The following is a 26,838-nucleotide window of genomic DNA, read 5'->3' as shown; positions in this document are numbered from 1 at the left end:
GGTCGTGGCCTGGACGGGCGCACCACCTCGCGTGTTCACAGGTCGCGCAGGATGGCCAGGGGCGGCCGGCGGGCGGCCCGTACGGCTACCGCCCCCGCCACCAGCACGGCGGCGAGGCCCAGCGAGGCCACGGCGCCGAGATAGCCCCAGGGCACCGCGAGCCGGCTGGGCGGCGGGTCGAACACCCCCGACAGCACGGCGACGAGCATGTGCGACAGGGTCCATCCGATTACCCCGCCGAAGAGAGCCGCACCGGCGCCGACGAGTGCGACCTCGGTCCAGACGAACGCGCCGAGCTGCCGGGGCCTGGCTCCGAGCAGATTGGCCAGGGCGAAGGTACGGCGGCGCTCGGTGAAGCCCAGGATCAGCAGCAACCCGGTGGCCGCCACCGCGAGGGTCAGGCCGTAGGCCAGCTCGATCGTGGTCAGGCCGCCGAGGTCCACGGCGGTGAGGCTGGAGCCGACGGCCCGGCGGGAGGTGTCCAGATCGGTGATCTTCACCGCCGGGCCGAGCCGGGCCCGTAGCCGGTCGGCCACCACGTGAGGCGCGGTGCCGTCGGTGGCGACCAGCACGACCGCGGCCGTGTCACCGGTCTGCGCGGCGATGTAGGAGGCGTTCGCGACCAGGAAGCTGTCACGCGGGGCGGTGGGGAACTCGGTGACGACCCCGGCGTAGTGGAAGGGGATGACCTTGCCGCTCTCGGTGCGCAACCGGAGCAGGTCCCCGGGACGGAGCTGGAAGTCGTGGACGGTCTCCTGGCTGACCAGGATCGCGTCGGGCTGCCTGGCCAGCCGCCCGATGAGGTCGGCGGCGGTGCCGCCGACGAAGTAGGCGTCCTGCAGCCGGGTCGCGGGCAGGATCGTGCTGGGGCGGACGCCGTACAGGTCCTGCAGGTCGGAGCCGACGTAGGCGAAGCGGTGCTGGAGCGGCTCGGCGTGGGCCACCCCGGGGACGGCTTCGACCTGCGGCACGCTCGCACCGGTGACGGTGACGTCGGCGCCGTTGGTGAGCTCCGCGTCGACCAGGGCCTGCTGCTGGTAGGTGGCGTCGAAGACGGCGGTGGAGACGGCGAAGACGACGGCGAGCGCGGCCAGGGCCACGGTCCTGCTGAGCGCTCCGCGCTGCCGCTGCAGGGTGGCGGCGACGGTGCCCGACAGGCCGCCCGCGAGCGGCGCGGCGAGCCGCTGGACGACCGGCCTTCCCGCTCCGAGGAACATGGTGGTCAGGCGCCAGATCAGCAGCCCCGCGCCGATCCAGAGCAGGGCGGGCCCGGTGAACGCCCAGTAGTCGACGGAGATCTGCGGGACGCCCTCGGGAGCGAGGACCAGGTGGTAGCCGGCCTGGCTGGTGATCGAGAACACCACGGCCGAGGCGACCAGCAGCCACAGGTCCAGCCCGTAGCGCATCCACGCCGGTGACCGGGAGACACGTCCGAACGATCGGCGGCCGGCGGCCACCGTGCCGGCACGGGCGTCGCGCACGGCCGGAAGCAGCACCGTGGCGGCGGAGATGAGCAGGCCAACGACGACGGCCGCGACGGCCCATCCCGTCGTCGCGACGGGGGTCGCACCGGGAGCCGCCGAGCCGTACAGCGTCCACCGGGTCAGCATGGCCAGGCCGAGCCCGGCCAGCGCGCCCGTGACGCCGACCACCGCCGCCTCGGCCGACGCGAGCCGCAGGAGCGGCCCGAGCGAAGCCCCGCGGGTGCGCAGCAGTGCCTGCTCCGCGCGGCGCCGGGGCGCCCCGGAAGCGGTGATCATGGCGGTGAGGAGAGCGGCGAGGGCCGCTCCCGGCAGGCCGAGGAACAGGAACAGGATCTGGGAGTACAGCGCGTCCTCGCGGGCGGCCCCGAGCGCGGCGCCCAGATTGTCACCCACCAGCCCGGCCCCGGCGAGGCGGACCTCCAGGTTACGCGCGGCCCCGGTGACCTGGTCGTAGGCGGCGGCCGGGTCGGCGGGGAGCCGGTGGTCGATCCGCACGTGGAACTGGGTGCGCACGTGATCGCGGGCGAGCGGGTCGAACAGACGATGCCAGGTCGCCTCCGGCAGCAGCAGGACGTTGTCCGGGGGCGCCTGGGGCTGGGCACCGACCGGCGCGCCCACCTTCTGGAAGAGCGAGTCGGCCTGGGGAAGCTCGACGATGCCGTCGACCCGCACCTGGGCGTCGGGGAGGCCCGCCCGGTGGACGGTGACCATGCTCCCGGGGACGGCGTGCAGGTTGGCGGCGGTCTGCTGGGGCAGCAGACCGCCGGTGGAGGCGCCGGTGAGGAAGCGCAGCTCACCGGGGAAGGTGACCGCGTAGTCGGCGGGCAGGCCGAGCGTCTGGCCCGGCCCGGTCGTCAGCGTCTGGCCGCCGCTCCTGGCCTCGAACCCCTCCACCCGCGCGAAGCCGACCTCCTTGGACGTCCCGGGCAGGGCGGCGGCGACGGTGGCGGGCGGGCTGCCCGGCTCCACCTCCACCTGCCAGTCCACCGGCACGCGCTGGACGGAGCGGGCGGTCATCGTCGCCTTGGCCGCGGTGAGGAACATGCCCAGCGACGCCAGCAGCGCGACGGCCAGGGCGATGCCCGCCGCCGCGCCGACTAGCCTGCCCGCACGGCGGTGGAGCAGTCCTCTGAGCCAGATCAGCGAGAGCATGGCGCGTCCTTGCGAAGAGTGCCGTCATGCATCTCCCAGTGCCGGGAGATGCGCTCGGTGATCAGCAGGTCGTGGGTGGACACCAGCAGGGCCGCGTCCAGCCTGACGGCCGCCTCCACGAGCAGGTCGATCACGTGTCCCGCCATGGCGGAGTCGAGCTGACCCGTGGGCTCGTCGGCGAGGATCAGCCGGGGCGCCGCGGCCAGCACCCGGGCGACGGCGACGCGCTGCGCCTGACCGCCGGAGAGCTCTTCGGGCAGTTTGCGGGCCAGGGACCCGATGCCCACGTCGCGAAGGGCGCGTGTCGCCGCCGCCCGGGTGTCCGTCTCCGTCCGCCCGGCGACGAGCAGCGGCAGCGCGACGTTCTCGAGGACGTCCAGCGGGGGCAGCAGGCTCGGCCCCTGGAAGATGAGGCCGATCCGGCCGTGTGGCTCGTCGTCCAGGGCGGGCCAGGAGACCTGTCCGGCGGTGGGCCGGTCGAGGCCGGCCAGGAGGTGCAGGAGGGTGCTCTTGCCCGATCCGGACGGGCCGGTCACCGCCACCTGCGCACCGGGCTCCAGCGAGCAGGTGATCCCGTGCACGGCGACCACCGCGTCGACGCCCTTGCCGTAGGTGCGGGCCACGTTCTCGCAGCGTACGAGCTCGGTCATGTCACCCGCCCGTCCCTCAGGGTCACGGTCCGGTCGGCGAGACGGCGTACGGCGAGGCTGTGGGAGGCGACGACCACCGCGGTGTCCCCGGCCGCCTGGTCGCGGATCAGTTCCAGCACGGGGGTCTCGGTGTGCTCGTCGAGTTCCCCCGTGGGCTCGTCGGCCAGCAGCAGCGCGGGCTTGTTGGCCAGCGCGACGGCGAGGGCCGCGCGCGCCGCCTCCCCGCCGGACAGCCGGCTGGGCCAGGCTCCGGCCCGTCCCGCCAGGCCCATCCGCTTGAGGATCCCGTCACGCCAGTCCGGATCGCGGCGTTTGACGAGCCGCTGGGCGAGGTCGACGTTCTGGGCCACGGTGAGGTGTTCGATCAGGTTGCCGCTCTGGGACAGCACGCCGATCAGCTCGGCCCGGCGGGCGGCCTTGACGGGTTCGGGCTGGTGGCTGATCCGCTGACCGGCGACCCGGATGATCCCCCCGTCGGGGTCGTCCAGTCCGGCCAGGCAGGCGAGCAGGGTCGACTTGCCCGACCCGGACGGCCCGACGATCGCGACCATCTCACCGGGTGCGACGTCGAGCGAGACGCCCCGCAGGGCCAGTGTCTCCTCCTCGCCCGATCGGTAGAACCGGTAGACGTCGACGGCCTCGAGGATCATCACAGCCACCGGAAGGAGTTCGACACGGTCATCCAGGGGTCGACGTTGTCGGCGTTCACCGGTCCGGACAGCGTGAGCACCCCCTCGTGGCCGTGGCCGAAGAACTCGTAGCGCTCCACCTGGTCACGCACCACCTTGCCGGTCACCGGGTCGGGCTCGCTGTCGGTCCGGTAGACGGCCCGGACCGCGGAACCGCCGTCCCGCTTCACCGTGTCGACCTTCTTGAGCTCGAAGTTCTTCCCCTGGGCCGTCAGCTCCGGCACTTCCCGCGCTCGCGCGGAGGCCTCCGTCGGGGCCGAGGCCGCCGCGACCACCTCGACCTTGACGCTGTTGAGCTTGTCGGTGAAGGCCGCCCCGGTCGCCGTGTCGGTCCGCGCCCAGCCTTCCGGCACCTTCACCTCGTAGGAGCCGGCGGTGTTCCGATAGGGGACGAAGGCGGTGTTGTCCGGGATGTCTCCCGGCGGATTCGACTCGGTGGGGGCCGGAGCAGGGGGCGCGGTCAGGGCGCCCGCCACGGAGGAAGGCGGGACGGAGGACTGCCCGCTTCCGCAGGCGGTCAGGGCGAAGGCAGTGGCGACGCCGACCAGGACTTGACGGTGTATGGCCGTACTCCTTGATAGGAAATCTGGGGCCAGGCTATGAAAAGGCCGGTCAGCGCCCGCTCATCCTTCGGTTAGCGCGGCGCTTACCTTCCCCGGTCCTTGCTGTGGCCCGGACGCGCGGAGCAGACCGGCGCGGTCCAGTACGGCCACCGCCGCCGCGCAGGAGACGCCCAGCAGGGCGAGCCCGGCCCAGGGCAGGCGGGCCAGGCCACACCGGCCGGCCAGCTCCCAGACCGCGCCGGTCACCAGGCCGCCGGCGGTGATCGCGACGCCGGAGAAGGTGGCGTAGAGACCGTAGTGCGTGCCGACGAGACGGCCACGCGCCAGCGCGACGATCACCTCCATCTCGAACGGGCAGACGAGCGTCGTGCCCAGGGCCAGCAGCACCGCGGCCAGCAGGATCGGGAGGATGCCGATCGTCTCGGCGAGTTCCTCGCCGCCGAAACCGGCGGGGGCGGGCGAGGCGACGACCACCAGGGGGACGAAGGCCAGCCCCATCACGAGCAGGCCCCACGCCAGGGACCGGCCGGGTGACCACCGGCCGCGCGCCCACGCGGTGACCCGGTTCTGCCCGGCGATCACCACCAGCGCGGACAGCGCGAACATCTGCCCCATGCCGATGTCCTGCTCCTCGGCCAGGGCGTGCTGCATGGCCAGGGAGAGCGCCAGGTAGACCTGGAACGGCAGCACGTAGGCCCCGGTCATGGCGGCGGCGAAGACCATGAGCCGGCGGTTGCGCACGACCTGCCGCCAGCCGGCCGCCGGCTCTGGCACGGCCGGGACCGCACGGCACGCGGGCAGCGCCGTGGCCTGCAACACGGTGAGCGCCGCGAACAGGGCGGCGGCCGTGAGCGCGACGGCGCGGAAGTCCGCCCCGGACAGGGCCAGTCCGGCCAGGGGCCCCAGCAGCAGACCCGCCTGCCCGGCGACGTTGAACAGGCCGAACGCCTCCGCCCGGCGCTCCCCCGCCTCGCCGGCCAGATACGTGCGCACTCCGGGGTCGAACAGCGCGCCGGCGAACCCGGTGGCGGCCGAGGCGACGACCAGCGCGGGAATGGAGTCGGCCACCCCGAGCAGCGCGAAGCCCGCCGTGCGCAGGGCGCAACCGGCGACGATGGCCCCCTTGCAACCGAACCTGTCCGCCAGGCCGCCGCCGACCAGGCACATGGCCCGCTGGCTGACGTTGCGCACGCTCAGCACCAGGGCCAGGGCCCAGGCGGCGTATCCCAGCCCCTGGGTGAGGTGCCCCGCCAGATACGGCATGAGCATGTTGAACCCCAGCTTGATCGTGAACTGGTTGAGCAGGAGCAGCCGCACCCGCGTGTCGAAGGAGCCGAACTGCCGCCAGGCACCGAACACAATGCCTCCCCGTAATCATGTGAACACAATGAGTAGTGGAGAGGCTATGGACGGATGGGCCAGCGGCGGTACAGGGCGGGGTTAGCGTGACGCTTACCTTGGTCCTGCGACCCTGGTGAGGTGACCGCCGAAACCGGGCAGGACGGCATCCCACTGCGCCGCCGGGTGCTCACTGTGATCATCGCCGTCACGGTGCTGGCCGTGGCGTTGTTCGCGATCCCGCTGGCCCTGTCGGTGCGGCAGCTCTATCGCGACGAGACCGTCACGGCGCTGGAGCGCGACGCGGCCTGGATCGCCGCCGTCCTCCCCGACGACGTGGCGCTGAATCCACGGACCCCGTTCGCGCTTCCCCCCACGGTCTCGGCCGACCTGACCGTCGGCGTCTACACCGTGGACGGACGCCGCCTGCTGGGCGCGGGGCCGGCGGCCTCCGCTCTCGCCAGACGGAGCCGGGACGGGCACGTGCGGGAGGCGGTCGAGGACGACTTCCTGGCCGTGTCCGCGCCCATCCCCTCCGACGGGAGGATGGCGGCGGTGGTCCGGGTGGCCACGCCGTACGACAGGGTGGAGGACCAGGTGCACCGGACGTGGCTGCTCATGGCCGCACTGGCCGCCGTCGTGCTCCTGCTGGCCATCGTCCTCGCCGTCCGCCAGGCGGCCCGGCTCGCCGCCCCCCTGGAGGAGCTCACCGCGGCGGCCCAGGCACTGGGCGGCGGCGACTTCAGCATCCGGGCGCCACGCTCGGGAGTGCGCGAGGCGGACGCCGCCGGCGAGGCGCTGGAGGCGACAGCGAACCGGCTGGGCCGGCTGCTGGAGCGGGAGCGGGCCTTCAGCGCCGACGTCTCCCACCAGCTCCGCACCGGGCTGACGGGGCTGATGCTCGGCCTGGAGTCCGCGCTGGCCAGGCCCACCGGTGACCTGGCACCGACGATCCGCACGGCCATCGACCGGGGCGAGCATCTGCGCACCGTCATCGAGGACCTGCTCCGGCTCGCCCGCGACAGCCGTACCGGCGATGAACCGCTCGACGTGCCCACCCTGCTGGAGGAGATCCGCCGGGACTGGCACGGACCGCTGGCCGCCGCGGGGCGCCGTCTGACCGTCACCGTGGATCCCGGCCTTCCCCAGGTCTCGGCGCGGCCGTCCGCCGTACGGCAGATCCTGCACGTGCTGCTCGACAACGCCACGACCCACGGAGGCGGCGAGGTCACCGTGGAGGCCACCGATCTGGGGACGGGCATGGCGATCGAGGTCGGCGACCAGGGCCGGGGGGTCGCCGACGAGGAAAAGGCATTCACCCGCCGCCGCTCGGCCGGTGACGGGCACGGAATCGGCCTCGCCCTGGCCCGCTCCCTCGCCGAGGCGGAGGGTGGCCGCCTGGTGCTGCGCCGCGGCTCGCCACCGCTGTTCAGCCTGCTGCTGCCGGAGTCATAGATCGGTCTCGTACCGGTAGCCCCGGCCGCGGACCGTGGTGATGCGCCGCACGTCCTCACCGTGATCGGCCAGCTTGCGCCGGAGCGCGAACACGTGCACGTCCAGTGTCTTGGTGGGACCGAACCAGTTGACGTCCCAGACCTCGTCCATCAGCTCCTCCCGGGTGACCACCTCCCCCGCCCGGGCGGCCAGCGCCACCAGAAGATCGAACTCCTTGGGCCGCAGCGCCACCTCGGTGGCGTCCACGTAGGCGCGCCTGGCGGGCAGGTCCAGCCGCAGCCTGCCGACCGCCACGCTCCGCTCCCCGGGCAGGGCCGCGCACCTGCGCAGATGCGCGCGCAGGCGGGCCATCAGCTCGGTCAGCCGGAAGGGCTTGGTCAGGTAGTCGTCCGCGCCCGCGTCCAGGGCGACCACCACCTCGAACTCCTGCGTCCTGGCCGTCAGCACCACGATCACCGTCTCGGGCAGCGCCGTCCGGAGCCTGCGGCACAGCGCCACACCCTCGACGTCGGGCAGGCCGAGATCGAGCAGCACCAGGTCCGGCGGCTCGTTTCCCGCCTCGTCGAGGGCGCGACGGCCGGTGTCGGCCAGAACCGCGCGGTAGCCGTGCACCCCCAGCGCCTCGACGAGCTCGGAACCGATGGCGGGGTCGTCCTCCACCACGAGCACACGGATCGCTGTCATGCGCCGATGGTAACCGCCCATTCACCCGGTGCCGGAAGCCCTGCTGCCGGACCTCGGCCGGAGAGCCACGGCGGCGAGAGAGGAAAACGACCGTAAAGGACGGGAGAGGTCTCACACCTTTCCCGGTGCGCCGGTGAGAGCCGGGTATAGCCGATCTGACGCATTTTCACCCGTTGACCAGCAGGGGGACTCATGACCAGTGACGGCCGCACGGACAAGGACCGGCAACTGGACGCGGTCCGGGTCGACTTCCAGGAGACCGTCCTGACCACCGATCAGGGCATCCGAGTGGACGACACCGACAACTCACTCAAGGCGGGCGAACGTGGCCCGACGTTGATGGAGGACTTCCAGTTCCGGGAGAAGATCACCCACTTCGACCACGAGCGGATCCCCGAGCGGGTGGTGCACGCCCGCGGGGCGGGCGCCCACGGCTACTTCGAGGCCTATGACGACTCGCTGGCCGCCTTCACCTCGGCGGCGTTCCTCACCACGCCGGGGCTGCGCACCTCGGTCTTCACCCGGTTCTCCACAGTGGCCGGATCGCGGGGATCCGCCGACACCGTACGCGACGTGCGCGGCTTCGCCGTCAAGTTCTACACCCCACAGGGCAACTTCGACCTCGTGGGCAACAACATGCCGGTCTTCTTCATCCAGGACGGCATCAAGTTCCCCGACTTCGTGCACGCGGTGAAGCCCGAGCCGCAGAACGAGATCCCGCAGGCCTCCTCGGCGCACGACACGCTGTGGGACTTCGTGCAGCTCCAGCCCGAGACCACCCACATGATGATGTGGCTGATGTCGGACCGGGCGCTGCCGCGCAGCTACCGGATGATGCAGGGCTTCGGGGTGCACACCTTCCGCCTCGTCGACACCGAGGGCCGGGCCACCTTCGTGAAGTTCCACTGGAAGCCCCGGCTGGGCGTCCACTCACTCGTCTGGGACGAGACCCAGAAGATCGCCGGCAAGGACCCCGATTTCAACCGCAGGGACCTGTGGGAGGCGATCGAGAACGGGGACTTCCCCGAATGGGAGCTGGGCGTGCAGCTCGTGGCCGAGAAGGACGAGCGCTCCTTCGATTTCGACCTCCTGGACGCCACCAAGATCATCCCAGAGGAGCAGGTGCCGGTGCGGCCGGTGGGGCGCCTGGTGCTCGACCGCAACCCCGACAACTTCTTCGCCGAGACCGAGCAGATCGCCTTCCATCTCGGCAACGTGGTGCCCGGCATCGACTTCACCAACGACCCGTTGCTCCAGGCGCGCCTGTTCTCCTACCTCGACACCCAGTTGATCAGGCTCGGCGGGCCCAACTTCTCGCAGATCCCGATCAACCGGCCGGTGGCCGAGGTGCGCAACCACCATCGTGACGGCTACGGCCAGATGACCGTCCCCCGCGGCCAGGCGAGCTACCACCCCAACTCCCTCGGCGGCGGCTGCCCCGCGGTGGGCGGCGAGGGCGCGTACACCCATTACCAGGAGCGGGTGGAGGGCCACAAGATTCGCAAGCGCAGTGAGAGCTTCGCCGACCACTACAGCCAGGCCACCCTGTTCTGGAACAGCATGGCCGACTGGGAGAAGGAGCACATCGTCGCGGCGTTCCGCTTCGAACTCGGCAAGGTAAATCACACCCACGTCCGCGAGGGCGTGATCCGCAACCTCAACAACGTCGACCACGATCTGGCCGTTCTGGTCTCCGAGGGTGTCGGGGTCGAGCCGCCGGCCGAACCCGCCACGCCCAACCACGGCCACGGCTCCCCCGCGCTCAGCCAGGCCCACGATCCGGCGAGGAGCGTCGCCACCAGGAAGATCGCCATTCTCGCCGCCGACGGTGTCGACGCCGCTCAGGTGGAGGCCGTGCGGGCGGCGCTCACCACGATGGGGGCGGTGTGCGAGGTACTGGCCGCGCGGGACGGCGCCGTACAGGGCGAGGGCGGCGAACAGGTCGCGGTGACCCGGGCACTGAGCACCACGGCCTCGGTACTCTACGACGCCGTGGTGGTGCCCGGTGGAGAGGCGAGTGTGGGAGTCCTGAGCGAGGACGGCGACGCCGTGCACTTCGTCTCCGAGGCGTTCAAGCACGGTAAGGCCGTCGGAGCCCTGGACGCCGGGGCGGAGCTGCTGCGGGTGGCCCGGGTGGGGACCTCCCCGCAGCCCGGTGTGGTCATCGGCGAGCGGGGAGCCACCGAGGACTTCACCTCGGCCTTCGCCGCGGCGGTGGCCGCGCACCGCCATCCCGCACGCGACACCCGGCGGATACCGGCGTGACGCCTGCCGTAGCGGACGTCGGACAGGAGATCGCCGAGGAGGTCTGGCAGCGGTTCCTCAGCGCACTCAGGCCGCTGCACGGGGCGGGGAAGCCGGGAGCCGTGCTGTTCCAGTTCCCGCCATGGTTCCCGATCGGGATTGAGGCCGCCCCCGCGCCGGCGAGGCCACCCCGCACGACGTCATCTGGCTCCGTGCTTCATCCCCGCCGCGACGGCCCTGCGCTCGTCAGGGGTGGTGCCTCCCCACACGCCGTACAGCTGGTGGGTGTTCACGGCGTAGTCCAGGCAGCGCAGCCGTACCGGGCAACGGCGGCAGACGGCTTTGGCCTGTTCGTACTGCTCCCGCCCGGGCCCCTCGGTGGACACGGGGAAGAAGAGCTCAGGGTCCTCGCTGAGGCAGGAGGCACGGCGGGACCAGTGAATGATGGGAACGACATTGCCCTGGATAGACATCTACGAGATCCAATGAAAGGGAGAAGCACGGCGGTTGACAGCTCGACTTCTGGATCGGGTGCCCGTAAAAAACACATTCATACCTTTTCGGGTGAAAAATAACCCGACTTTGACCTCGGCTTTTCACCCGGCTCCAGGTGCGGGATGCCGTACGGATCTCGGGCCGGCGACGCCCTCATGCCGCCTCCGGTCCCGGCCGGGGGAGAGTCTCCTTCCCCCGGCCGGGACCGGCCGTCACCCGACCGGCTGCGCCCGCTTGTTGGGGACGCCGTGGGTCATCTTCAGGCCGCTCACATCGCGCGGCCCGTTCTTGCCGAGATTGGACAGCCGGTCGCGCTCCTCCTCGCTCAGGACCTGGGTGGCCAGCGGCTCCAGGTGGGCGACGTCCTCGGGACCGATCCCGAGCCCCTCCCCGACACGCAGCCCGAGGTCGTCCTCGACCATCAGGAAGTGCCAGACCATACGCTCCTGGACCGGACGCACGGCCTGCGAGAGCATGGTGACGAGGTTCAGCACGAGATCGTCGCGCTCCCACCGCTCCATCAGCAGGTAGCGCTGGCCCGCCTGGGCGTAGTCGTTGGTCCTCGGGATGCGCTTGCGGGTCAGCCGCCCGGAGACGACCGGCCCCTGCTCGTCATAAGTGGGATACCGTCCCTCGCGCAGCCCTCCGGTGATGGACGGCTCGTAGTTGACGTGCGGGTTCTCCCCCTCGCCGTCGACGTGGTAGGTCATCTGGCCGTCGCGCTGGTTGGTGTGCACCTCGGCGTTCTTGGCCTGGTTGACCGGTAGCTGCAGGTAGTTCGGCCCCACCCGGTGGCGCTGGGTGTCGCTGTAGGAGAACGTCCGGCCCACCAGCATCTTGTCGTCGGAGAAGTCGAGCCCGTCGACCAGGACTCCGGTGCCGAAGGAGATCTGCTCGTTCTCGGCGAAGTTGTTGGCCACGTTCCGGTTCAGCACCATCCGGCCGACCGGCAGAGCGGGGAACTCGTTCTCCGGCCACACCTTGGTGTCGTCCAGCGGGTCGAAGTCCAGCTCGGGATGCTCCTCGTCGGTCATGATCTGCACCAGCAGCTCCCACTCGGGGAAGTCACCGCGGTCGATCGCCTCGTGCAGGTCCTTGGTGGCGTGGCCCAGCTCCTGGCCCTGTATGGCGGCCGCGTCGTCGGCGGTCATGCTCCGCACGCCCTGCTTGGGCATCCAGTGGTACTTCACCAGGCGGGTCACACCCTCGGAGTTGACCCACTTGTAGGTGTTGACGCCGAATCCCTGCATGTGCCGGTAGTCGGCCGGGATGCCCCGCGGGCTGAACAGGTTGACCAGCATGTGCATGCTCTCCGGCGTCTGCGACATGAAGTCGAAGATCCGGTTGGGCTCCTGCCGGAAGGTCACCGGGTCGGGCTTGAGCGAGTGGATCACGTCGGGGAACTTGATGGCGTCCCTGATGAAGAAGACCGCCAGGTCGTTGCCCACGAGGTCCCAGTTGCCGTCCTCGGTGTAGAACTTCACCGCGAACCCGCGCGGGTCGCGTGCCGCCTCGGAGGAGTCCCGGCCACCGATCACGGTGGAGAACCGCACGGCCACATCGGTCCGCTTGCCCGCCTCCTGGAACAGCTTCGCCCTGGTGTAGCGGCTGACCGGCTCGTCGCCCAGCTTGCCGTAGGCCTCGAAGTATCCGTAGGAGGTGACCCCGCGGGCGTGCACCACCCGCTCGGGGATCCGTTCGCGGTCGAAGTGACTGATCTTCTCCAGGAACTGGTAGTTCTCCAGGGTGGCCGGGCCCCGCGCACCGACCGTGCGCTGGTTCTGGTTGTCATAGACCGGATGCCCCTGACGGTTGGTCAGCACCGATCGCTCGTCACCCGGCTGGGGCCCCACGCCCGACACGTCCGTCATGATGATGCTTCCCTCCTTGCGGTGATCATTTCCGGCGTACCAGGACTTGCCGGTACGCATGACTTCCATATCCTCCAAAAAGCGGCTTATAGCATGAAATGAAAAGAATCTCCACAAGAGGGAAGCTCACGTGAACGACGCCCGGCAGGGTCCACCGGTCAGCGGGACTTGGCCGTGGCTTTCCGGTTGGCCTTCTTGATGGCGTCGACGAGCTGGTCCTTGGTCATCGTCGACCGGCCGCCGATGTCCAGGCGCTTGGCCACGTCGTACAGATGGTGCTTGGACGCCTTGGCGTCCACCCCCTCGGCGGTCTTCCCCGGCTTCGGGGTGTGCCTGGCCGCCTGGGCGTCGGAGGGACCCTTGCGTCCCTGTCGGGGTCGCCACGGCATCGGCCGGCAATCTCCGACCTGCGCCGATGTGCCGGACAGCGCGAGCAGCGGACTCGGCGTGGAAGCGGCGGATCTGGTGGCGGCACACCGGCCTCGAACCGTTTTCCGTTGGTCAACCGGACAGGCGGCCGGTGCGGCAGGCGGCGCCGGAGACGGTTTCCGGGCGCGGCGGGAAGCCCTCTAGGGTCGAGTCATGACGCTGCGTGTGGTGATCGCCGACGACGAGGACCTGATCCGTGCCGGCCTGAGGATCATCATCGATTCCGAACCCGACCTCACCGTGGTGGGTGAGGCCGCGGACGGAGCCGCCGTCATACCCATGGTCCGCGAGCTCCGGCCGGACGTGGTGCTGATGGACGTGCGGATGCCGGCAGTGGACGGCATCCAGGCCACCCGGCGGCTGACCTCGATGCCCGAACCGGCCAAGGTCATCGTGGTCACCACCTTCGAGAACGACGACTACGTCTACGAGGCCCTGCTCGCCGGGGCGAGCGGCTTCCTGCTCAAGCGCACCCGCCCCGACGAGCTGGTCCAGGCGATCCGGACGGTGTCCGTCGGCGACTCCCTGCTGTTCCCGGCCGCCATCCGCGGACTCGCCGCGCGGCGCCAGGACAACCGGGCCGTCCCCGGCCTCGACCGGCTGACCTCACGTGAGGGCGACGTGCTGCGGCTGATGACCCGCGGTCTGTCCAACGCGGAGATCGCCGCCGAACTGGTCGTCAGCATGGAGACGGTCAAGACCCACGTGGGCAACGTGCTGGCCAAGCTGGAGGCCCGCGACCGCACCCAGGCCGTCATCACCGCCTACGAGTCGGGATTCGTCTCCCCCCGCTGAGACGGCCCCTCCGTTGACATGGCCCTCCGTGGAAACGCCCCAGCTGAACCGGCCATCGGCGTCGCTCCGCCGAGCTCCCACGCCGCTGCGCGAGCGTTCTCGAACCGGCCCCGCCCACCCTCCGCGCGACACCCCCGCGGACCTAGATCGGCGAGCCCTCGTTCTCGTCACCCGGCTTCGGCCCCGGGGTCGCGGTCCCGCTCCGCGAGGGAGACGGCGACGCGGTGGGCCGTTCCGGCTCCGGCGTCGCGGGGACCGGCGGGGGGGTCGGCACGAACGTCGTCAGCGGCAACGGCCTCGGCAGCGGCTGGGCATCCTCGTCTTGGCGCAACAACAGCCAGGTCATCACGGCCAGCAGCACCAGCAACACGGTCAGCACGACCCCCGCGACGATCACCGACCGGCGGGTCTCGGTGGGCGGCGGCGCGGCCTTGGGCGGTGCGGGCAGCGCGGGCGAACGGTCGCTCACCCAGTAGGGCGCGAAGTCCGGGCCGTGCCGCTCGCCGATGAGCGTGCCGCTCACCAGCACCGGCTCCAGGAAACGCTCCGCCCCCGCCCGGTCCGGTTCGTAGGGCGTGGCCACCCAGGGCGCGCTGCCGCCGTCCATGGCCAGCACCTGGGGGATCGCGCCGACCACCGCGGTACGGCCGCGCGTCGCCCTGGCCATCCAGCCCCGCACGCTCGAACGGACGCTCGCCGCCTCGCGGATGCCGGTGACGAACCGGTCGCGGGCCACCGGGTCGAGCGCGGCCCCCCTGGTCAGCACCGCGACCGAGACCACCCTGCCGTCCGAACCCTGCCCGAGGTAGACCAGCCCCGCCGGCCCCACCCGCAGGCGGGCCTGGAGGACGAAAGGCCCCAGATGGGGCGGATCACCGTACTGGAGCGGACTGGCCACGCTGCCATGAAAGCATATGGCGACGATCACACAGCCCCCGTGTGGGTACTAACAGGAAAATACGCACCCGCAGGTTGTGCGGTCACGCATTTCGTTTGGTGGAATATCAACATGACCGTCGCCGAAGAACTGCCAAGCGAGACCGGTACCGGATTGCTACGCGAGGCCCTTGCCGAGGTCCAGCGGGTCATCGTGGGCCAGGATCACATGGTGGAGCGGCTCCTCGTGGCGCTCCTCGCACGTGGCCACTGCCTGCTGGAAGGCGTGCCGGGTGTCGCCAAGACCCTGGCGGCCTCCACGCTGGCCACCGTGGTCGGCGGCGCGTTCGCCCGCATCCAGTTCACCCCCGACCTGGTCCCCAGCGACATCGTGGGGACCAGGGTCTACCATCCCTCCCGCGAGGTGTTCGACGTCGAGCTCGGCCCGGTGTTCGTCAACTTCCTGCTCGCCGACGAGATCAACCGCGCCCCGGCCAAGGTGCAGTCCGCCCTGCTCGAGGTCATGGCCGAGCGGCAGGTGTCCCTGGCCGGGCAGACGCACCCGCTGCCCAAGCCGTTCATCGTGCTGGCCACCCAGAACCCGATCGAGTCCGAGGGCGTCTACCCGCTCCCGGAGGTCCAGCGCGACCGGTTCCTCTTCAAGATCCGCGTCGTCCATCCCAACGCCCATGAGGAGCTGGAGATCCTGCACCGGATGAGCGTGGCCCCTCCCACGCCCAGAGCGGTGCTCGACCCCGCACGGCTGATCGCACTGCAGGCGATGGCGGACCAGGTCTCGGTGCACCAGCTCGTCGCCGACTACGTGGTCCGGCTGGTGATGGCCACCCGCGCCCCCGGCGAGTACGGCATCACCGGACTGGAGGAGAACATCGAGATCGGGGTCAGCCCCCGCGCCACGCTCGGCCTCGTCGCCGCCGGACGTGGCCTGGCCCTGCTGCGGGGCCGTGACTACCTTCTCCCCGACGACATCCGCGACGTCGCCGTGGACGTGATGTCCCACCGGCTGATGCTCACCTTCGACGCGCTGGCCGACGGCGTCGACCCCGAAGACGTGGTCAGGCAGATCCTGGCCGCCGTCCCCCCTCCCCTGGTGGTGTGGAACCAGGGACCCCGATGACCACGCCCGTGAACACCTCCGAGCAGGCGTTGCGCCGACTCGAGCTGACCATCGTCCGCCGCCTGGACGGACTGCTGCACGGCTCCTACCAGGGCCTCCTCCCCGGACCGGGCAGCGAGTACGGAGACAGCCGGGTCTACGTCCCCGGCGAGGACGACATCCGCCGGATGGACTGGGCGGTGACCGCCCGCACCACGGTCCCGCACGTGCGGGACCTGATCGCCGACCGGGAGCTGGAGACCTGGGCGCTGGCCGACCTGTCGCCCAGCATGGACTTCGGCACCGCCGCCATGGAGAAGCGAGACCTGGTGGTGGCCGCGATCGGAGCGGTCGGCTTCCTCACCGGCCGCATCGGCAACCGCTTCGGCGCCTACGTCCTGCACGACGAGCACATCCACCGCATGCCCGCCAGGGGCGGCCGTTCCGCCCTGTACGGCCTGCTGCACTCCCTGATGGACGCCCCCCGGGGACGGCCGGTCGCCGACGCCCCCGACCTCGCCGAGGCGATCGAGGTGCTCGCCTCCGCGCGGCGGCGCCGCGGCATGCGGGTGATCGTCTCCGACTTCCTGGACGCCGAACCCACCCTCGACCCCGGCCTGGAGCTGCCCTGGGAGCGGCCGATCCGCCGCCTGGCCACCCGTCATCAGGTGCTGGCCATCGAGGTGATCGACCCCCGCGAGCTGGAGCTGCCGCCCGTGGGACTGGTCAGCCTGACCGATCCGGAGTCCGGGCGGAGCCGCCAGATCCAGCTCACCCCCAAGGTTCGCGCGGCCTACGCGCAGGCGGCCGCCGTCCAGCGGGCGACGACCCAGATGGCGCTGCGCCGCTGCGGGGTGGCGCACCTGGTGCTGCGCACCGACCGTGACTGGATCTTCGACATCGCCCAGTTCGTGTTGCGGCAGCGGCGCATGGCACACCTGACGCACCGGCACCCGACCTCAGGAGTGACGCGGTGACCTTCCTCTCTCCGGCCCTGCTGTGGTTGTTCGCCGTGCTCGCGCTGGTCGTGGCGGGCTATGTGGCCGCCCAGTTCGCCCGGCGACGCTACGCGGTGCGCTTCACCAACCTGCCGCTGCTGGCCCTGGTGGCCCCCGCGGGACCGGGCTGGCGACGGCACGTCACCCCGGCCCTGTTCCTGCTGATGATGAGCCTGCTGATCGTCGGCGCGGCCCGGCCCGCCGACTCGGTGCGCGTGCCCCGTGACCGCGCGACCATCATCATCGCGCTGGACGTCTCGCTGTCGATGGAGGCCGCCGACGTCCAGCCCAACCGGATCACCGCCGCCAAGGAGGCCGCCCAGAAGTTCGTCAGGGACCTGCCGGAGCGCTTCAACGTCGGAGTGGTCGCCTTCGCCCGCTCCGCCTCGGTCGTGGTCTCCCCCACCACCGACCACCAGGCGGTCGCCACCTCTCTCGGCAATCTGACCACCAGGGCGGGCACCGCCATCGGTGAGGCGGTGTTCAACTCCCTCGACTCGATCCGCTCCTTCGACCAGCAGGCGGTCACCGACCCGCCGCCCTCGGCGATCGTGCTGCTGTCCGACGGGGACAACACCTCGGGCCGGTCGGTGGCCGAGGCGATCGACGCGGCGACGAGCGCGCGCGTGCCGATCTCCACGATCGCCTACGGCACCCAGGACGGCACCGTCTCGATCGACGGCCGCGACGTGAACGTCCCGGTGAACAAGGCGACGCTGCAGTCCCTGTCCGGGGGCACCTCCGGCCGGGCCTACGAGGCGGAGTCGGGCACCCAGCTGCGGGAGGTCTACGAGCAGATCGGCACCTCGCTCGGCTACCGGACGGTCAACCAGGAGATCAGCCAGTGGTTCGTCGTGGCGGCGCTCCTGACCGGCCTGCTGGTCGCCGCGGCGGGCCTGCTGCTGGGATCGCGGCTGCCCTGAGCCGGTCTCGGCCATTGGTAACGTTCTATGACGTGGCACATTACTTCGAGGAGCGTCCCGAGACCGCCAGCCGTCCCGGCTCGGTCACGCTCGTGCTCCCCGACCTGCATCTGAAACTGGAGACCGACAGCGGGGTCTTCTCCCCCGAACGGATCGACCAGGGCACCCGGATCCTGCTGGAGACCGTCCCCCCTCCCCCGGCCGGCGGTGACCTGCTGGACCTGGGGTGCGGATACGGGCCGATCGCGTTGACAATGGCCTCCCGCGCGCCCGGAGCGACGGTCTGGGCGGTGGACGTCAACCGCCGGTCGGTGGAGCTGTGCGCCAGGAACGCCCGGGCCGCCGCCCTTGACAAAGTAAGGTCGGTGCATGTCGACGAGGTGCCGCCCGAGGTCCGCTACACGACCATCTGGTCCAACCCGGCGATCCGCATCGGCAAGGCGGCGATGCACGAGATGCTGACCCGCTGGCTGTCGCGGCTCACCCCCGACGGCATCGCCTACCTGGTGGTCCAGAAGCACCTGGGGTCGGACTCCCTGCAGCGCTGGCTGAACGAGCGGGGCTGGCCCACGGACCGGATGGCCTCCCGGTCCTCCTACCGGGTCCTGCGGGTGCGAGCCCGGCCGGACGTGCCCGGCACGGCGGATCCGGCGCGGTGAGCCCCGCGCATCGAGCCATGCGCGGGGAGTGGAACGGCGGGCGAGGCACGGGCCTCCCGCGAGACGATCGAGAAACGGTGAACGAACGATGACTGCAAACCCGCGCAGGCAGCTGCGGCCGACCGACGTCAAGCGGCTCAACCGCACCTGGCGCAGGAACACCGAGGGCAGGCTCGCCCTGATCGTGGAGTCGGTCACCGGCCCGTTCAACATCGGCTCCATCTTCCGTACGGCCGCCGCCTTCGGGGTGGAACGGATCTGGCTGGCGGGCAACGCCACTCCCCCCACCAACCCCAAGGCGCAGAAGACCGCTCTGGGCACCGACCGCCTGGTGGCCTGGGAGGAGCCGGTCCCCGTGGTGGAGGCCGTACGGGCCGCCAAGCAGGACGGGTTCACCGTCGTCGCGGTGGAGCTGACCGGGGACGCGGCGCCGCTGCACGAGGCGGAGCTCGGCGGTGACGTGTGCCTGGTGGTGGGCAGCGAGGACCACGGCTGCTCCCCCGCGCTGCTGGAGGCCGCCGACGGCGTCTGCTACATCCCGCAGGTCGGCCGGGTGGGCTCGTTCAACGTCGCGGTCGCGACCGCGATCACGCTGGCCGAGGTCCGCCGCCGGGAGTGGTCAGGCAAGGAGCCGCCCGCCGGGGACTGAGGGCGATCTGGGATCCCGTGACCCAAACGTTCATCTCCGCGCGATGACGAGCCATGCCCACACCGGGCATACTCCTGCACGTGCAGCGTCGCTACCCCTTCCTCGACCATCCCGGCCCGCTCGCCTTCGCCCACCGGGGCGGGGCGGCCGAGGGCCGGGAGAACACCCACACCGCGTTCGCCCGCGCCGTGGAGCTCGGCTACGCCTACCTGGAGACCGACGCGCGCGCCACCGCCGACGGGGTGCTGCTGGCCTTCCACGACCACACCCTGGACCGGGTGACCGACCGGCGTGGCCGGATCGCCGACCTGCCCTACCGCCTGGTGCGTGAGGCGCGGATCGGCGGCGTGGACGAGATCCCGCTCATGGACGACCTGCTGGGCTCCTGGCCGCAGGTCCGCTTCAACATCGACATCAAGGAATCCGCGGCCATCGGGCCACTGGCCGAGACGGTCAGGCGGACCAACGCCTACGACAGGATCTGCCTCACCTCCTTCTCCGACGAGCGGCTGGCCCGCGCCCGCGCCGTGATCGGCCGCGAGGTGTGCTCCGCGCTCGGGCCGCGTGGCGTCGCGGCTCTGCGGGCCGCCGCCGCCACCTCCGGCTACGGCCGCCTGCTCGCCCACCTGGCCCGTGCCGGGGTGCCCTGCGCACAGGTCCCGCTGGGCTTCCGCGGCCTGCGCGTCACCACCCCCTCCCTGGTCCGTACGGCGCACGCCCTCGGCATGCAGATCCACGTGTGGACCGTCAACGACACCCGGGAGATGGAGCGCCTGCTCGACCTCGGCGTGGACGGTGTGATGACCGACAACATCTCCGGCCTCCGCGAGGTTCTCCAGGCGCGCGGCCAGTGGCACCCCGGCCGGCTCGCCGCCTGAGCCGTACCTCCCCGTCCCCCCAGCGAACCGAGGACCGCCCATGACCGCCGAACAGGTCGTCGAGGACTCCCCCCAGACCCGCCGCGAACAGCGCGGCTGGTACTTCTACGACTGGGCGAACTCCGCCTTCAACTCCACGGTCCTGACGGTCTTCCTCGGTCCGTACCTGACGACGATCGCCGAGACCGCCGCCCAGGGCCGCCCGTATGTGGACGTGCTCGGGTTCGACGTGCGGCCCAGCGCCTACTACTCGTTCGTGGTGGGCGCCGCGGCCATCCTGCAGATCATCCTGATGCCGGTCGCCGGCGCCCTGGCCGACCACACCGGCCGCAAGAAGGAGCTCATGGGGCTGTTCGCCTACCTGGGCGCCGGGGCCACGATCTGCTTCTGGTTCGTCGCCGACGGGCGCTACCTGCTGGGCGGCGCGCTGTTCGTGATCGCCAACCTTGGTTTCGCCGCCGCGTTCGTCATCTACAACTCGTTCCTGCCGGAGATCTCCACCCCGGACGAGCGGAACCGGGTGTCGGCCCAGGGCTGGGGATTCGGCTACCTCGGCGGCGGCCTGCTGCTCGCCGTCAACCTCGCCCTCTTCCTCGGGCACGAGTCGCTCGGCGTCTCCGAGGGTACGGCCGTGCGCATCTGCCTGTCCTCGGCCGGAGTGTGGTGGGCCGGGTTCACCGTTATCCCGATGCTGCGGCTGCGTAACCGGCGTGCCCTCGTCTCGGGCGCCGAGAACGCCGCCCAGGCCGTGGCCGGGAGCTTCCGGCAGCTCGGCCGTACGGTCAGGGAACTGCGCCGCTACCCGCTGACGCTGGGCTTCCTGCTCGCCTACCTGATCTACAACGACGGAGTGCAGACCGTCATCTCCTTCTCGGCCACCTACGCCGACAAGGAGCTCGGACTGAGCCAGACCGTGCGGATCGCGGCGATCCTCATGGTGCAGTTCGTCGCCTTCGGCGGCGCCCTGCTGCTGGGCCGCCTGGCCGCCTCCTACGGGGCGAAACGTGTCGTGATGGGCGCGTTGGTCGGCTGGACGGCCGTGGTGGGCGTGGCCTACTTCCTTCCCAAGGGGTCGGCGCTGCCGTTCTTCGCGCTCGGATTCGCCATCGCCATCGTGATGGGCGGCACCCAGGCCCTGTCGCGGTCGCTGTTCTCCCACGTGATCCCGGCGGGCAAGGAGGCCGAGTACTACAGCCTGTATGAGATCAGCGACAAGGGCTCGACCTTCCTCGGCTCGTTCACCCTCGGCCTGGCGCTCCAGCTGACCGACAGCTACCGTCTCGGCATCATCTCACTGGTGATCTTCTTCGTGCTCGGCTTCGTCCTGCTGGCCGCGATCAACCTGCCCAGAGCCATCCGGGCCGCCGGGAATCCGGTGCCGGAGCGCATCTGAGCACCCCTCCGAAAGGGTCCCATCGCAGACCGGGTCAAGAAGCGCGATTGGATCACCCCATGTGTGGGAATCCACACACGGTATCAAGCGTTGTACGCCGTGGGAGACAAACCCCTCACGACGGGGCCCTCAGGAGGCATTGAGACATGGGCGAGCGTGCGCTACGCGGTACCCGACTCGGGGCGACCAGCTACGAGAACGACCGCAACACCGATCTGGCTCCGCGCCAGGAGGTGTCCTACACCTGCCCGAAGGGCCATCGATTCGACGTCCCACTGGCCGCCGAGGCTGAGATCCCGGCGACCTGGGAGTGCCGCATGTGCGGCGCGACCGCGATCCGGGTCGATGGTGAGCTACCGGAGGCCAAGAAGGCCAAGCCCCCGCGGACACACTGGGACATGCTGCTGGAGCGGCGCACAATCGAGGACCTGGAGGAGGTGCTCAACGAGCGCCTGGCGATTCTACGCGCCCAGCGCCGTAAGAGTGCCTGACCGACTCAGGAGACCCTCGGTTCCCGGAAAGGGAGCCGGGGGTCTTCGCTGTGGCGTGCCCGGGCCGTCCCAGGGTGGCGAACGCGAGACGCGGAAGGCCGGGCCTCCGGGTGCGCCCTGGAAGTGGACCAGCCGATCGCTCCGATGGTGGACCTCCCCGTCCGCCCACCGGCTTTTCTAGGATCGTTTCACCTCATCCCCTCCACGGCCGGGACCGGGAGGTTGAGGACCACACGAGACCGTTCCGCGTTCCCGCCCTCTGGAGGCACCTGATGAACACGGCGACCATCGAGAGAGCGACGGCCCTGCGGGCGCTGCACGTACCGGGCAACCCGCTGGTACTGCCCAACGTCTGGGACGCCGCATCGGCCCGTACCGTCGAGTCCGCCGGATTCCCGGTGGTCGCCACCGGGAGCGCGGCGGTCGCCCCGGTGCTCGGATACGACGACGGAGAGGTCGCCCCGGCCGAGGAGATGCTCGCCGCGATCGCCCGGATCGTCCGGGCGGTCGGCATCCCCGTGACCGCCGACCTGGAGCGTGGCTACGGGATGGAGCCGGCGGAGCTGGTGGAGCGGCTCGCCGCCACCGGCGCGGTCGGCTGCAACCTTGAGGACTCCGATCCCCGCACCGGCAAGATGGTCGACGCCGACGAGCAGGCCGCGTTCCTCGCCGCCGTCCGCGCCGCGGCCTCGGAGGCGGGCACCGGTCTGGTGATCAACGCGCGCGTCGACACCTACCTCCACGGCGAGGGGCCCCCGGATGAGAGGCTCGCCGAAGCGGTCCGGCGCGGGCGCCGCTATCTGGAGGCCGGGGCCGACTGCGTCTATCCGATCTTCGCCTCCGAGGCCGGAGTGATCCGTTCCCTGGTGGGAGAGATCGGCGGCCCGATCAACATCGCGTTCCACCCCGGCACGCCGTCGCTCGAGGAGCTGGCCGGTCTCGGGGTGGCCCGGGTGAGCTTCGGTCCCGGCCTGCACCGCGCCGTACAGGCCTACACGACGCAGATGGTCGCGGCCATCAAGGCCGGCCAGAGCCCTTATGACCCGGACCTCCCGGCAGCCATGGCCGCACGCTGAAGCTCACCAGCGGGGACACGCCCGTGTCGGAGGCTGTGCGGGCCCGGTGAGCTCCTGACGCCCGTGCGGCCGTTCCGAGGCGGCTCCGGACGGTGGCGTCTCCCCCGCGTCCCCTAGGATGTCCAGATGCGCGATCTTGGTGAAGACCCTCGGCCGTCCCGGGGCGTGGTCCGCGAGGTCCACGGTGTCGACCGGGCGGCGACCCTGGCCTACTCCCCCGATCTGGACGGGCTCGCCGACCCGGGTGAGATCGTCTGGGCCTGGGTCCCGTACGAGGAGGACCCGAGCAGGGGCAAGGACCGGCCGTTGCTGGTCGTAGGCCGTCACGGGCGGAGACTGCTCGCGATGATGCTGTCCAGCCGCGGCGGCGACGGGGATCCTCGCGAGTGGCTGGAGATCGGCGCCGGCCACTGGGACCGGGACAACCGCGTCTCCTACCTGCGTCTGGACCGGGTCTTCGAGCTTGACGAGGACGACCTCCGGCGCGAGGGGGCGGTCATGGGCCGCGAGCAGTTCGCCCGCGTGGCCGCCGTCCTGAGAAGGACTCAGGGCTGGGCGGTCGACGGCTAGAACGGCCACGGGGATCGAACTCGTGGTGCGTGCATATCCGCTGGAAAAACGCGGAAAGAGCCAGCATGCTGGGGTCTCATGGACGACAGACGCCTCATCCGGGTCTCCAAATTCCTGTCCAGGCATCTGCGCCACCAGCCCGGACGTATCGGGCTGACGCTCGATCCGGCGGGCTGGACGGAGATCGGCCCTTTACTGGCCGCCGCCGCGCGGCACGGCTTCCCGATCACCCGCGAGGAGCTCGCCCAGGTGGTCGCCGGCAACGACAAGCGGCGCTTCGCCGTCCAGGACGACCGGATCCGCGCCAACCAGGGCCACTCCGTCGCCGTCGACCTGGATCTCCCGGTGGCCGAGCCGCCGGAGTTCCTGTTCCACGGCACGGTGGGTGATCGCCTCGCGGCGATCCGGGATACGGGGCTGCGTCCGATGAGCCGGCATGCGGTGCATCTGTCTCCCGACCGCGAGACGGCGACCCGGGTGGGTGCGCGGCGCGGCAGGCCGGTCGTCCTGGTGGTGCGCTCCGGGGACATGCACCGGGCCGGTCACGAATTCCGGATCAGTGCCAACGGAGTCTGGCTTGTCGGCCACGTCCCGCCCGCCTCCATCGCCTTCCCCGGTTGACGCTCCCGCGCCGCCACGTGCTGACCGGGTCGGACGCAGCGGGGTGACCGCGACGGAAGACACCGGGTGAGAACGGCGCCGGAGGCGGCATCCACCCCTGACAGAGCCCCGGGCGATCGCCCGGGGCTTTTTCTGTCCTCTTTCCGGCCGGAGCCTTCGTGCCGGAGACGCGCGGCCGTCGTCCGCCTCCCTGCCGCGAGTAAACCCCTGCGAAACAGAGCACCCGACTCCATTGACCTTCCAATACATACGGGTGTAAACACAGATGAAACAACATTGAAACGGTGGTGAATCAACAGCATGTACGCCGAGGAGCGGCAGCAGGAGATCCTGCTCCGCGCACGGGCCGTCGGGCGCGTGGATGTGGTGACGCTGGCAGAAGAGTTCGACGTCACCACCGAGACGGTCCGCCGCGACCTGACCGCGCTGGAGCGGGCAGGGGTGGTCCGGCGCGTGCACGGCGGCGCCATCCCGGTGGAGCGGCTGGGTTTCGAGCCCGCGCTGGCCACCCGGGACGAGGTGATGACCGAGGAGAAGGAACGCATCGCCAAGGCCGCCCTCGGCGAACTGCCGGAGGACGGCGCGATCATCATCGACGCCGGGTCAACGACCGCCAGGCTGGTCCAGGCCCTGCCCGTGGACCGGGAGCTCACCGTCATCGTCAACTCGCCTCCGCTGGCCACGACGCTGGCCACCCGCCCGAACCTCACGGTGATCATGCTGGGCGGCCGGGTCCGCGGGCGGACCCTGGCCACCGTCGACGACTGGGCGCTGCGACCGCTCGCCGACATCCACGTGGACGTGGCGTTCATGGCGGCCAACGGCTGCTCGGTCGCCAAGGGACTGACGACGCCGGACCCGGCCGAGGCCGCGATCAAGCGGGCGATGATCAACGCGGCGGAGCGGAGCGTGCTGCTCGCCGACCACGCCAAGTTCACCTCCACCTACCTCGCGCGCTTCGCCTCGGTGGCCGAGATCGACGTGGTGATCAGCGACACGGGACTGGACGCCGGGCTGGCGGCCGAACTGGCCTCGGCCGGACCCGAGGTGATCCGCGCGTGATCGTGACGCTGACCCTGAACCCCAGCCTGGACCGGACGATCGAGATCGGGTCGCTGACCCGGGGAGCCGTCATCCGCGCCGCCGCCGCACATCTCGACCCGGGCGGCAAAGGGGTGAACGTCTCCCGGGCGCTGCTGGCCAACCGGGTCGCCTCCTGCGCGGTCATCCCCTTCGGCGGTGATCAAAGACGCCAGCTGGTGGACCTGCTCGCGTCCGAGGGCATCGACATGATCACAGTCCCGGTGGCCGGGCCGACCCGCTCGAACGTCACGCTGGCCGAACCCGACGGCACGGTCACCAAGATCAACGAACCTGGCACGGCTCTGTCCGCCGCCGAACTGGACACCATCGCGGATGCGGTGCTCGGCGCCGCGACCTCGGCCGGCTGGGTGGTCGCCTCCGGCAGCCTCCCCCCCGAGGTCCCCGGCGACATCTCCCGTGACCACGTCCGCGTCACCACGGCCGATCCCGCCCTGCCGCTGCGGTCCGGGGGCTGACAGCGGCCCGCACTCACCCCCTGGCCGGCCCCTCCATCCGCCGGTCGCCCCGGAAGGAGCACCAGCACATGTTCCGAGTACACCCCCACCGTCCAAGGGACCGGTGCGCGAGCGATGATCCAGCGTTTCGGCGGGCATCTCGCCGGAATGATCATGCCCAACATCGGCGCCTTCATCGCGTGGGGCCTGATCACCGCGCTCTTCATCCCCACCGGCTGGCTGCCGAACGAGGACTTCGCCGCCCTCGTCGATCCGATCATCAAGACCCTGCTGCCCATCCTGATCGGCTACACCGGCGGGCGGATGGTCCACGGCCAGCGTGGCGCCGTGGTCGGCGCCGTCGCCACGATGGGTGTGGTCGTCGGGTCGGGCATCCCGATGTTCCTCGGAGCGGTGATCATCGGCCCGCTGGCGGCCTTCATCCTGAAGCTGGTGGACGACTTCACCGCGGAACGGATCAAGGCCGGTTTCGAGATGCTGGTGGACAACTTCACCGCCGGCGTCGTCGGCGGCGCGATGGCCCTGGCCGGCGTCAAGGCCATCGGCCCGGTCGTCGGCACGGTCACCGACGCGGCGGGCGACGCGGTCGCCTGGCTGGTGAGTCACAACCTGCTGCCGCTGGCCTCGGCCCTGATCGAGCCCGCGAAGGTGCTGTTCCTCAACAACGCCATCAACCACGGCGTGCTGGGCCCGCTCGGCGTCGCCGAGGCCGTGCAGCACGGCAAGTCGATCCTGTTCATGTTGGAGTCCAACCCGGGTCCGGGCCTGGGCCTGCTGCTGGCCTACCTGCTCTTCGGCCCCCGGTCGCTGCGTCCCAGCACCCCCGCCGCAATGATCATTCATTTCCTCGGCGGTATCCACGAGATCTACTTCCCCTACGTGCTCATGAAGCCACGGCTGATCCTCGCGGTGATCGCCGGCGGAGCCTCGGGAATCCTCGTCTTCATCGTCACCGGCGCCGGGCTCGTGGCCACACCGTCGCCCGGCAGCATCTTCGCCTACCTCGCGGTGACTCCCAAGGGCGGCTGGTTCGGCGTCATCGCCGGCATCGTCGTGGCCACCCTCGTCTCCTTCGCCGTCGCCTCGGCGCTTCTGGGCTTCGGCAGGGGCGCCAAGGACGAGCCGGAGCAGGGGACCCCCGCGGAGACCGAACCCTCACCCGTCGCCAATGAGGCGTGA

General features: G+C 70.9%; 27 protein-coding genes. 17 read left to right on the top strand and 10 right to left on the bottom strand.

Annotated elements, in window-relative coordinates:
- Nucleotides 1-35 precede the first annotated feature (35 nt).
- The 5 genes from FHR32_RS36775 to FHR32_RS36755 all read right to left on the bottom strand — a co-directional run bounded on the left by FHR32_RS36775 (nt 36) and on the right by FHR32_RS36755 (nt 5,897).
- Nucleotides 36-2,636: an ABC transporter permease gene (locus FHR32_RS36775; RefSeq protein ID WP_184759128.1), complete on the bottom strand. Its 2,601-nt coding sequence runs from the start codon at nt 2,634-2,636 to the stop codon at nt 36-38.
- Nucleotides 2,624-3,286, bottom strand: coding sequence for an ABC transporter ATP-binding protein (locus FHR32_RS36770; protein ID WP_184759127.1), 663 nt, complete (start codon nt 3,284-3,286; stop codon nt 2,624-2,626). Before FHR32_RS36770 ends, FHR32_RS36775 begins: the two co-directional genes overlap by 13 nt.
- A complete protein-coding gene (locus tag FHR32_RS36765) occupies nt 3,283-3,936 on the bottom strand; it encodes an ABC transporter ATP-binding protein (protein ID WP_184759126.1) in 654 nt (217 codons plus the stop codon). Before FHR32_RS36765 ends, FHR32_RS36770 begins: the two co-directional genes overlap by 4 nt.
- Nucleotides 3,936-4,451, bottom strand: coding sequence for a hypothetical protein (locus FHR32_RS36760; RefSeq protein WP_221466737.1), 516 nt, complete (start codon nt 4,449-4,451; stop codon nt 3,936-3,938). Before FHR32_RS36760 ends, FHR32_RS36765 begins: the two co-directional genes overlap by 1 nt.
- A gap of 147 nt (nt 4,452-4,598) precedes the next feature.
- Nucleotides 4,599-5,897 carry an MFS transporter gene (locus tag FHR32_RS36755; protein ID WP_184759125.1) on the bottom strand — a complete coding sequence of 433 codons (1,299 nt, stop codon included), beginning with the start codon at nt 5,895-5,897 and terminating at the stop codon, nt 4,599-4,601.
- Between the two features lie 120 nt (nt 5,898-6,017).
- Here FHR32_RS36755 and FHR32_RS36750 point away from each other — a divergent pair, with 120 nt between their 5' ends.
- Complete coding sequence (locus FHR32_RS36750; protein ID WP_184759124.1) at nt 6,018-7,331, top strand: sensor histidine kinase; 1,314 nt, start codon at nt 6,018-6,020, stop codon at nt 7,329-7,331.
- Here FHR32_RS36750 and FHR32_RS36745 read toward each other — a convergent pair.
- Complete coding sequence (locus FHR32_RS36745; protein WP_184759123.1) at nt 7,326-8,015, bottom strand: response regulator transcription factor; 690 nt, start codon at nt 8,013-8,015, stop codon at nt 7,326-7,328. The two genes, FHR32_RS36750 and FHR32_RS36745, sit on opposite strands and share 6 nt — an antisense overlap.
- A 192-nt stretch (nt 8,016-8,207) precedes the next feature.
- Here FHR32_RS36745 and FHR32_RS36740 point away from each other — a divergent pair, with 192 nt between their 5' ends.
- Nucleotides 8,208-10,280 carry a catalase gene (locus FHR32_RS36740; protein ID WP_184759122.1) on the top strand — a complete coding sequence of 691 codons (2,073 nt, stop codon included), beginning with the start codon at nt 8,208-8,210 and terminating at the stop codon, nt 10,278-10,280.
- Between the two features lie 179 nt (nt 10,281-10,459).
- On the opposite strand, the gene FHR32_RS36730 is transcribed toward FHR32_RS36740, so the two are convergent.
- From FHR32_RS36730 to FHR32_RS36720, 3 genes are all read right to left on the bottom strand, one after another.
- A complete protein-coding gene (locus FHR32_RS36730; RefSeq protein WP_221466736.1) occupies nt 10,460-10,732 on the bottom strand; it encodes a WhiB family transcriptional regulator in 273 nt (90 codons plus the stop codon).
- Between the two features lie 234 nt (nt 10,733-10,966).
- Nucleotides 10,967-12,625 carry a catalase gene (locus tag FHR32_RS36725; protein ID WP_184759437.1) on the bottom strand — a complete coding sequence of 553 codons (1,659 nt, stop codon included), beginning with the start codon at nt 12,623-12,625 and terminating at the stop codon, nt 10,967-10,969.
- A gap of 158 nt (nt 12,626-12,783) precedes the next feature.
- A complete protein-coding gene (locus FHR32_RS36720) occupies nt 12,784-13,014 on the bottom strand; it encodes a Rho termination factor N-terminal domain-containing protein (protein WP_184759121.1) in 231 nt (76 codons plus the stop codon).
- Between the two features lie 193 nt (nt 13,015-13,207).
- Here FHR32_RS36720 and FHR32_RS36715 point away from each other — a divergent pair, with 193 nt between their 5' ends.
- A complete protein-coding gene (locus FHR32_RS36715; protein WP_184759120.1) occupies nt 13,208-13,849 on the top strand; it encodes a response regulator transcription factor in 642 nt (213 codons plus the stop codon).
- Between the two features lie 142 nt (nt 13,850-13,991).
- Here the strand turns inward: FHR32_RS36715 and FHR32_RS36710 are convergent, their stop codons facing one another.
- Nucleotides 13,992-14,747: a hypothetical protein gene (locus FHR32_RS36710; protein WP_184759119.1), complete on the bottom strand. Its 756-nt coding sequence runs from the start codon at nt 14,745-14,747 to the stop codon at nt 13,992-13,994.
- A 111-nt stretch (nt 14,748-14,858) separates the two neighbouring features.
- On the opposite strand from FHR32_RS36710, the gene FHR32_RS36705 reads away from it, so the two are divergent.
- From FHR32_RS36705 to mtlA, 14 genes are all read left to right on the top strand, one after another.
- Nucleotides 14,859-15,863 carry an AAA family ATPase gene (locus FHR32_RS36705; RefSeq protein ID WP_184759118.1) on the top strand — a complete coding sequence of 335 codons (1,005 nt, stop codon included), beginning with the start codon at nt 14,859-14,861 and terminating at the stop codon, nt 15,861-15,863.
- Entirely contained in the window at nt 15,860-16,819 is a 960-nt protein-coding gene (locus FHR32_RS36700) for a DUF58 domain-containing protein (RefSeq protein WP_184759117.1), read from the top strand. The genes FHR32_RS36705 and FHR32_RS36700 overlap by 4 nt, the downstream gene beginning before the upstream one ends.
- Nucleotides 16,816-17,763 carry a VWA domain-containing protein gene (locus FHR32_RS36695; RefSeq protein WP_184759116.1) on the top strand — a complete coding sequence of 316 codons (948 nt, stop codon included), beginning with the start codon at nt 16,816-16,818 and terminating at the stop codon, nt 17,761-17,763. Before FHR32_RS36700 ends, FHR32_RS36695 begins: the two co-directional genes overlap by 4 nt.
- A 32-nt stretch (nt 17,764-17,795) precedes the next feature.
- Entirely contained in the window at nt 17,796-18,422 is a 627-nt protein-coding gene (locus FHR32_RS36690; protein WP_184759115.1) for a class I SAM-dependent methyltransferase, read from the top strand.
- Nucleotides 18,423-18,510: 88 nt separating this feature from the next.
- Nucleotides 18,511-19,071 (top strand): RNA methyltransferase, encoded by a 561-nt coding sequence (locus FHR32_RS36685; RefSeq protein ID WP_184759114.1) that lies wholly within the window; start codon nt 18,511-18,513, stop codon nt 19,069-19,071.
- An 80-nt stretch (nt 19,072-19,151) separates the two neighbouring features.
- The gene (locus tag FHR32_RS36680; protein ID WP_312882871.1) at nt 19,152-19,949 is read left to right on the top strand and encodes a glycerophosphodiester phosphodiesterase family protein; all 798 of its coding nucleotides are present in this window, start codon (nt 19,152-19,154) and stop codon (nt 19,947-19,949) included.
- A gap of 40 nt (nt 19,950-19,989) precedes the next feature.
- Nucleotides 19,990-21,342, top strand: a complete 1,353-nt coding sequence (locus tag FHR32_RS36675; protein ID WP_184759112.1) for an MFS transporter — start codon at nt 19,990-19,992, stop codon at nt 21,340-21,342.
- Nucleotides 21,343-21,488: 146 nt separating this feature from the next.
- Nucleotides 21,489-21,833 (top strand): RNA polymerase-binding protein RbpA, encoded by a 345-nt coding sequence (locus FHR32_RS36670; RefSeq protein ID WP_012892001.1) that lies wholly within the window; start codon nt 21,489-21,491, stop codon nt 21,831-21,833.
- A gap of 272 nt (nt 21,834-22,105) precedes the next feature.
- Nucleotides 22,106-22,909, top strand: coding sequence for an isocitrate lyase/PEP mutase family protein (locus tag FHR32_RS36665; RefSeq protein ID WP_184759111.1), 804 nt, complete (start codon nt 22,106-22,108; stop codon nt 22,907-22,909).
- 126 nt (nt 22,910-23,035) lie between these two features.
- Nucleotides 23,036-23,479: a type II toxin-antitoxin system PemK/MazF family toxin gene (locus FHR32_RS36660; protein WP_184759110.1), complete on the top strand. Its 444-nt coding sequence runs from the start codon at nt 23,036-23,038 to the stop codon at nt 23,477-23,479.
- A 78-nt stretch (nt 23,480-23,557) separates the two neighbouring features.
- On the top strand, nt 23,558-24,100 hold the full coding sequence (locus tag FHR32_RS36655) for an RNA 2'-phosphotransferase (RefSeq protein WP_184759109.1): 543 nt from the start codon (nt 23,558-23,560) through the stop codon (nt 24,098-24,100).
- Nucleotides 24,101-24,400: 300 nt separating this feature from the next.
- Entirely contained in the window at nt 24,401-25,162 is a 762-nt protein-coding gene (locus FHR32_RS36650) for a DeoR/GlpR family DNA-binding transcription regulator (RefSeq protein ID WP_184759108.1), read from the top strand.
- Nucleotides 25,159-25,659 (top strand): 1-phosphofructokinase family hexose kinase, encoded by a 501-nt coding sequence (locus tag FHR32_RS36645; protein WP_312882870.1) that lies wholly within the window; start codon nt 25,159-25,161, stop codon nt 25,657-25,659. Before FHR32_RS36650 ends, FHR32_RS36645 begins: the two co-directional genes overlap by 4 nt.
- A 114-nt stretch (nt 25,660-25,773) precedes the next feature.
- Nucleotides 25,774-26,838 carry a mannitol-specific PTS transporter subunit IIC gene (gene mtlA / locus FHR32_RS36640; protein ID WP_221466734.1) on the top strand — a complete coding sequence of 355 codons (1,065 nt, stop codon included), beginning with the start codon at nt 25,774-25,776 and terminating at the stop codon, nt 26,836-26,838.

It is taken from the genome of Streptosporangium album, assembly GCF_014203795.1.
GTDB classification, from domain to species: Bacteria; Actinomycetota; Actinomycetes; order Streptosporangiales; family Streptosporangiaceae; genus Streptosporangium; species Streptosporangium album.
The sequence above is the reverse complement of the archived record's forward strand: the minus strand, read 5'-3'. Positions and strand labels throughout refer to the sequence as shown.

What these genes read in the sequence shown, in the direction of transcription:
- FHR32_RS36720 (WP_184759121.1), bottom strand. Translation starts at nt 13,014, where the DNA reads ATGCCGTGGCGACCCCGACAGGGACGCAAGGGTCCCTCCGACGCCCAG.
- FHR32_RS36725 (WP_184759437.1), bottom strand. Translation starts at nt 12,625, where the DNA reads ATGACGGACGTGTCGGGCGTGGGGCCCCAGCCGGGTGACGAGCGATCG.
- FHR32_RS36700 (WP_184759117.1), top strand. Translation starts at nt 15,860, where the DNA reads ATGACCACGCCCGTGAACACCTCCGAGCAGGCGTTGCGCCGACTCGAG.
- FHR32_RS36730 (WP_221466736.1), bottom strand. Translation starts at nt 10,732, where the DNA reads ATGTCTATCCAGGGCAATGTCGTTCCCATCATTCACTGGTCCCGCCGT.
- FHR32_RS36660 (WP_184759110.1), top strand. Translation starts at nt 23,036, where the DNA reads ATGCGCGATCTTGGTGAAGACCCTCGGCCGTCCCGGGGCGTGGTCCGC.
- FHR32_RS36650 (WP_184759108.1), top strand. Translation starts at nt 24,401, where the DNA reads ATGTACGCCGAGGAGCGGCAGCAGGAGATCCTGCTCCGCGCACGGGCC.
- FHR32_RS36770 (WP_184759127.1), bottom strand. Translation starts at nt 3,286, where the DNA reads ATGACCGAGCTCGTACGCTGCGAGAACGTGGCCCGCACCTACGGCAAG.
- FHR32_RS36685 (WP_184759114.1), top strand. Translation starts at nt 18,511, where the DNA reads ATGACTGCAAACCCGCGCAGGCAGCTGCGGCCGACCGACGTCAAGCGG.
- FHR32_RS36675 (WP_184759112.1), top strand. Translation starts at nt 19,990, where the DNA reads ATGACCGCCGAACAGGTCGTCGAGGACTCCCCCCAGACCCGCCGCGAA.
- FHR32_RS36715 (WP_184759120.1), top strand. Translation starts at nt 13,208, where the DNA reads ATGACGCTGCGTGTGGTGATCGCCGACGACGAGGACCTGATCCGTGCC.
- FHR32_RS36670 (WP_012892001.1), top strand. Translation starts at nt 21,489, where the DNA reads ATGGGCGAGCGTGCGCTACGCGGTACCCGACTCGGGGCGACCAGCTAC.
- mtlA (WP_221466734.1), top strand. Translation starts at nt 25,774, where the DNA reads ATGATCCAGCGTTTCGGCGGGCATCTCGCCGGAATGATCATGCCCAAC.
- FHR32_RS36665 (WP_184759111.1), top strand. Translation starts at nt 22,106, where the DNA reads ATGAACACGGCGACCATCGAGAGAGCGACGGCCCTGCGGGCGCTGCAC.
- FHR32_RS36765 (WP_184759126.1), bottom strand. Translation starts at nt 3,936, where the DNA reads ATGATCCTCGAGGCCGTCGACGTCTACCGGTTCTACCGATCGGGCGAG.
- FHR32_RS36745 (WP_184759123.1), bottom strand. Translation starts at nt 8,015, where the DNA reads ATGACAGCGATCCGTGTGCTCGTGGTGGAGGACGACCCCGCCATCGGT.
- FHR32_RS36655 (WP_184759109.1), top strand. Translation starts at nt 23,558, where the DNA reads ATGGACGACAGACGCCTCATCCGGGTCTCCAAATTCCTGTCCAGGCAT.
- FHR32_RS36775 (WP_184759128.1), bottom strand. Translation starts at nt 2,636, where the DNA reads ATGCTCTCGCTGATCTGGCTCAGAGGACTGCTCCACCGCCGTGCGGGC.
- FHR32_RS36705 (WP_184759118.1), top strand. Translation starts at nt 14,859, where the DNA reads ATGACCGTCGCCGAAGAACTGCCAAGCGAGACCGGTACCGGATTGCTA.
- FHR32_RS36740 (WP_184759122.1), top strand. Translation starts at nt 8,208, where the DNA reads ATGACCAGTGACGGCCGCACGGACAAGGACCGGCAACTGGACGCGGTC.